Below are 5,922 nucleotides of genomic sequence, written 5' to 3'. Positions count from 1 at the left end.
ATCAACGCCTATGATTTCGAGGTCGCTGGCAAGGTCTATACCCGACAGCGCATCGAGGGCGACACCACCACACTGACGGAAACCTACCAGGGCAATACCATGTCAGTGGTGGCCCAAGAGAACGCTCTGTCTCATCTGCCCGAAACCGAAAGTGTCACCGTGCCGGATTTGGTTATCCGTCTATTGCCCAATACGTCAGAACCTTTGGTGCCGGGCTCCGTGATGTTTGAGTTTGGCGGGGCGTTCTATCAGGACCGGGATGGCACCATTATCCGGAATCTCTCCACCGCCACCAATGCGGGCACCATCGTCGGCAGCATTGATTATACCGGCGCACAGGTGACCCTCAGCCAATGGCCGGATGGTGCCAGTCCTGTAGTCAATCTGGTGGCCTCTGCCACAACGGCGGCGGGTTATCAGACGGACAGGGTCGCCTTTCGCACCCCCGGCGCACCGATCCGCAGTGCCAGTTTGCAAATCAGTGCCCTGCGTGCCGATACCGGAGCCACCATCAGTACCCAGGCGGACAACAACGGCTTGATCAGCAGTCCGGAGATGCTGGGTTATATCGATTACCAGAGCGGTTGGTGTCAGGTGGCATTCACCGATGGCGTCAATCCCATCCATGTCATCCCACAGTCCATCCGCTTCAATAGTGTGGTGCTGACCAGTATCCCGTTGGATAGCGAACTGATAGGTTTGGATCCGGTACGTCTGCCTGCTGATGGCAGGGTGCCCATTTATCGACCCGGTGATGTGGTGGTGCTGGCCCATACCGGTACCACCACGGTGAACTCACCCACGGCCGGACAAACCGTCGCGTTAAGTCGGGACCATCAGGCTGAAATCACGGTAACGGACGACTCCGACACTCCCATCAACAGTGCGGATTACGCTGTAGATCTGGAAACCGGCACCGTCACCTTTGTAAACGATCTGGCCGGTACTCTCACCATCCATGATCGTATTGAACAGATGGCACTGGTCAGCGATGTGCAGATCAGTGGTGACCTCAGCCTGGTCACCCCGTTGGCGTGGGAGTTTCCGGCAGATGAAACACTGGTCAGCAGCGCCGTCGTGTATGGTGATCTGCAATCCCGGGTACACGACGAGTTCACTCAACGCACCTGGGATAGTGGTGAGCCCAATTGGAGTAACCATCGCATCGGGGACGACACCACAGCGCAGTACAACCTGATCAACTATCCCATCGAGGTCAGCAACAAAGGTGCGGTAGACGGCCGGTGGGCAATCATCTTCACCAGCAGCAGTACTTTTCAGGTAGTGGAAGAAAACCTCGGCATTATCGCGAGCGGTTCTACCAGCAGCGATTGCGCACCCCTGAATCCGGAAACCCATGTCCCGTATTTCAGCATCCGCTTTGACGGCTGGGGCACCGGCTGGAGTAGCGGTAATGTACTGCGCTTTAACACCACTGGTGCATTGGCTCCCTGTTGGCTGGTGCGAACCGTTTTGTCAGGACAAGGCACTACGGACGATGACCGTTTCACCCTGCAGATTCGGGGGGATGCAGACTAATGGCAACCCTCGCAATCGGCAATGGCAGTCAGATCAATCCCTTCCTGATCCAAACACCGGAGGACTTTGAGGCTGTCTGGCATCATTCGGAGAACTATTACTACGAGTTGACCACTGACCTGGACATGGAGGGGCGCTATCTTAACCAAAACGATAATGGCGGCAGTTTCCATCTGGACGGCAAGGGCCACAAGGTCATCAACATGACCTGTGGTAATTACTGGCACTTTTGGGGCAGTGGCGATATTCGCAATATTGAGTTCTACATTGCCAGTGGTCTTACCACCGGGCTGCACCAGACTTGCTATAACGGGGCGGTACTACAGAATGTGCGGGTTCACTGGCAGCATAACAGTGATGTTTACCTGTCGCGTGATTGGCCACAGGGACAGCCTTTTTATCAGAACGTCGTACTCAGTGGTCTTGCAACGCTCAGGCACATCGCTAACCAGGGCGGTTTCGATACCAGCGGCTGTTATGTGGCCATGAACCGTGATCCCAACAACAATGATGGCGTCCTGATCAGCGATATCTATGATCCGGCGGAGTACGTCAACCTGGATCCTGCCCTCTGGAATCTGACGTCAGGAAGTGTTCCATCTCTGATCCCTCAGACCGGCGACTACAGCCGCTATACCCATGTGCTGGGTACCACATTAGTCGACGGCAGCCCTGTACCTAGAACGGTCAGGGCAGTGACCATGCAACGCCATGAACTGATCGCACAGCTCGATAGCGCAGGCGATGGCAGCTTTGAGCTGGTCACCAGCCCCTACACCGATGGCATTCTGGTCTATGCCTTTGATGCGTACGGTAGTCTGCTGAAGGCTGACACAGCTTACAGTATTGGTGCGATTACCCATCCCCAAACACCCAACGGCTATCGCTATATCTGTATTCAGGCTGGTACCACGGAGGCAACACTTCCCACCGCACCCTGGCCAACGGATCAGCTGGCCAGCGGCACAGCCATCTTTGAAGCCCATAAACTCCGCCAACCCATACTGCACGGACCGGTCACGCCAAAAAGGATTCTTGGCTGATGGGCAGTTACATTCCAAACCCGAACGCACTGGTGTTATCTGTACAGGGCGGGTATGGCGCACTGGCTGCCGCCAATATTGTGCTTGATGTCCCATCACCGGATGCGGCGCAGACCTTTGTCAGTGGCATGGTGTCGTTGAACGGTGAACCGGCAGTCAATGAGATTGTGGTCGTCTCATACCGTCAACAACAGCGGCAAGGTCTATTGCCGGAGCGTACGATTATCGCGAGCGGTCAGAGTGGAACCGATGGCAGTTTCGAGATTGACNCCAATATTGTGCTTGATGTCCCATCACCGGATGCGGCGCAGACCTTTGTCAGTGGCATGGTGTCGTTGAACGGTGAACCGGCAGAAAAAGAGATTGTGGTCGTTTCCTACCGCTTGCAACAACGGCAAGGTCAATTGCCGGAGCGTACGATTATCGCGAGCGGTCAGAGTGGAACCGATGGCCGTTTCGAGATTGACCTGAACGGCTTTGCTGAACCGGTACTGGTACTTGCCATGGATGACTATGGCGATACATGGCAATCAAACACCCGTTACATTGTGGGTGATGTGATTCACCCCAGTACAGGAAGGTTTGCAGGCTTCGTCTATGAGTGTCTGGCGGAAGGGATATCAGGCTCATCGGAGCCGGAATGGTGGGTGGATAACGGCAGCACCAATACCGGACTGGTGGGAACCGCAGTCTTTAAAGCACGTCCTTTCTATCAGGCCATAGTCCATGGCCCTTTGCTGCCAGACATAAGCAACAGCACTGGCGATGGCTGATTACATTCCGGATCCTGCGAGTCTGACACTGGAGGGTAGCCATGATTATTCAGCACCTGATGGGGCTAGCATTGCACTGGATGTCGCGTTCGGTGAATCAGTCAAACCACCGCCCGTCAGCTGGCCGGTAGCGCCATCCGTTATACGCCGCTGGCAAAGTGACTGGCAAAAGGCTACCCGCAATGAAGCGATGACGGGAGCAGGGTGGCGTCCTGGTGAGCAGGCGGAAAACGCTGTGAAGCTGCATACCAGTAATGCATCACAGAGGCCGGAACCCGCCTTTCAGCCGGCATGGGGAAAAATACCGGGTCAGGACGTTCATACCGACCAGGGTTGGGAAAACGGGCAAACCTGCCAGATAGCCACAGGCGGGCTATGGAGCGATGTGCCGCCAAAGGATGCCTTTCCCGCCAACACAGGCTGGGATGCCAGTATTTTGCCCACAGAGGCCGCCTGTGGAGCCTGGTGGGGCAACCCGCCGGGTAAGGATAATGCCCGAGCCGGCGGCTGGTTTCGGGTGATGGCGCACTCTGCGGATGACCGCGACAGGGCCGGCTACTTACCGGAGCCCAGCCGTCTATCGTTTGTGTTCAGGAATGCGCTGTATACGCCGGAGAACAACACGGGCATCTGGTTTGCCTTTGGTCAGAAGGTTCCACCCAAACCGGTACAGCCAAGAGAAAGCCGTAACGTTCTCTCATGGAACCGGGCAACGGCATATCAGCCGTCACAGCAACTTCTCTGGGGAGAAGGCGCTAGCGAACAACGCAGGGATGCGGACTACCGGATACGCTTTGCCGCCACCATCGATCCCGTCAATCCTCCGGACCCCACCACCCCGGACAGACCTGCCGAAAAGGACACCTGGCTGATCATGGACACTATTAACACCGTCACCTTGCCAGACAGAACGCCGCTGGATATCACTGACCTGATCATCAGCCTGGATATCGACAGCTTCACCTGGTCGCTGGTTGCCAGGGTCAACAACCGGCCAACGCTGGCACGGGTGCAACCTGACAGTGACGGACCAAAGCATATTGAGGTCGTTATTAACGATTGGACCTGGGTCTTCATGATAGAGCGCTACAGCAGCGACAGACGCTTTGGTCGGGAGCAGTACACCATCCGGGGCGAGAGCCGAACAAAGCTGCTGGCCGCCCCCTATGCACCACGGCGCTCCCATACTGAGACTTCTCCCATCAACGCCCGACAGGCCATGGAGAATGAACTGCTTAACACGGGTTTTTCCATCGACTGGAATACCAGCGGAGATGGAACCACGTCAGACTGGACGATGGACGGTGGTGTTCTCTCCTATCAGGATCTGACGCCTATGCAGGTCATTGCCCGAATAGCCACCACCGCTGGTGCAGTGGTTATCCCCGCCGTAGCCAGTGACACCTTGACGATCCAGCCTCGCTATCCGTTTAGCCCCTGGCATTGGCAGGATGAAAGTACAGTGGTCAGCCACAGCATCCCCGAAAGCATGATGGTCAGCATGAGCGCGGAATGGCGGGCTGAGCCTGAGTACAATGCCGTTTATGTATCCGGCACCCATACCGGTGTCGCCGTTGAGGTCACTCGTGCAGGTACCGCAGGGGATCAACCGGCACCGGATATTGTCGAGGCGTGGTTGACGGATGTAGGTCTGAATACCGAGCGTGGAAGGAATGAACTTAGCAAGGGCGGCAATCAGGAAATTGTCTCGCTGGATATTCCGCTGACCGCCACAGATGAGCCTCCCGGTTTGGTCATGCCTGGCAAGCTGGTGGAAGTCACTGAAAGTACCGGCACATGGTATGGACTCTGTTTATCCACAGATATAAAAGTTCCGCGCACTGGTGCAGCAAAGATTATACAGTCAATAGAACTGGAGAGGCATCACTAATGGCTACAACCAATATCTGGAAAAAATTCTCATCACTGCTACCGACAAACTCAAGAACTGTTGTCACAATCATCAGCAATAACGCGAATGGAACCAGCACTGCTCAAATGCGCGACGGAACGTTGCTAACGCTTGAAGGCGAGTCCGTTAGCCCCGGAAAAAAGGCGTTAGTAAACGACAGTATTGTGTTATATGAGATACCAACTCTTACCATTTTCAGGCGAGATGTGTGAGAGCCTCTTTATAGCCTCTGGTTATTAAAAACCAACAAGTTATCCGCAACCTAGACATATATCGATGGGGGTTCAATTCCCGCCGCCTCCACCAATTCCAAAAACCGACGTTTCAAACGTCGGTTTTTTATATCCAGAAAAAAAACCAACATTAAAACCTTACCAATCCAAGCCCCCATAACTGCAATGTTATAAGGCTCTTTGCTTTAAGCCCCCCCCCGCAATACAACTCAACCAAAACAATCATACTCCAGCATTTTATGAGCCTCTGCAGTCAATCAACCTCAGACCTTATAAAACCATGACTAACGAGCGTGTTCCTTAGCCAATATTGAAAGCTCAAAAAAAAGATATAGCCCTATTGTAAACATCCCTTTTTTAGTGGCACCCTAAATTAGAGTTTTCCGACAGCTCGGATTTAGCCAGGTATTCCCATGGCGTCA

4 protein-coding genes are annotated in these 5,922 nt (G+C 54.4%); all 4 read left to right on the top strand.

The window, feature by feature from the left end:
- Window positions 1-1,539 (top strand): hypothetical protein (locus ABD892_RS00445; RefSeq protein WP_345192717.1); only part of this gene is annotated, 1,539 nt, incomplete at its 5' end.
- Window positions 1,539-2,582, top strand: a complete 1,044-nt coding sequence (locus ABD892_RS00440; protein ID WP_345192715.1) for a hypothetical protein — start codon at window positions 1,539-1,541, stop codon at window positions 2,580-2,582. The genes ABD892_RS00445 and ABD892_RS00440, both read left to right, overlap by 1 nt.
- Window positions 2,583-3,347: 765 nt before the next feature.
- Window positions 3,348-5,246 carry a hypothetical protein gene (locus ABD892_RS00435; protein ID WP_345192713.1) on the top strand — a complete coding sequence of 633 codons (1,899 nt, stop codon included), beginning with the start codon at window positions 3,348-3,350 and terminating at the stop codon, window positions 5,244-5,246.
- Window positions 5,246-5,479, top strand: coding sequence for a hypothetical protein (locus ABD892_RS00430; RefSeq protein ID WP_345192711.1), 234 nt, complete (start codon window positions 5,246-5,248; stop codon window positions 5,477-5,479). The genes ABD892_RS00435 and ABD892_RS00430 overlap by 1 nt, the downstream gene beginning before the upstream one ends.
- The last annotated feature ends 443 nt before the right edge of the window (window positions 5,480-5,922 follow it).

The sequence above is a fragment of the Kistimonas scapharcae genome (assembly GCF_039540975.1).
Taxonomy (GTDB): domain Bacteria; phylum Pseudomonadota; class Gammaproteobacteria; order Pseudomonadales; family Endozoicomonadaceae; genus Kistimonas; species Kistimonas scapharcae.
The sequence above is the reverse complement of the archived record's forward strand: the minus strand, read 5'-3'. Positions and strand labels throughout refer to the sequence as shown.

Coding starts and splice junctions, on each gene's coding strand:
- ABD892_RS00440 (WP_345192715.1), top strand. CDS start 1,539: ATGGCAACCCTCGCAATCGGCAATGGCAGTCAGATCAATCCCTTCCTG.
- ABD892_RS00435 (WP_345192713.1), top strand. CDS start 3,348: ATGGCTGATTACATTCCGGATCCTGCGAGTCTGACACTGGAGGGTAGC.
- ABD892_RS00430 (WP_345192711.1), top strand. CDS start 5,246: ATGGCTACAACCAATATCTGGAAAAAATTCTCATCACTGCTACCGACA.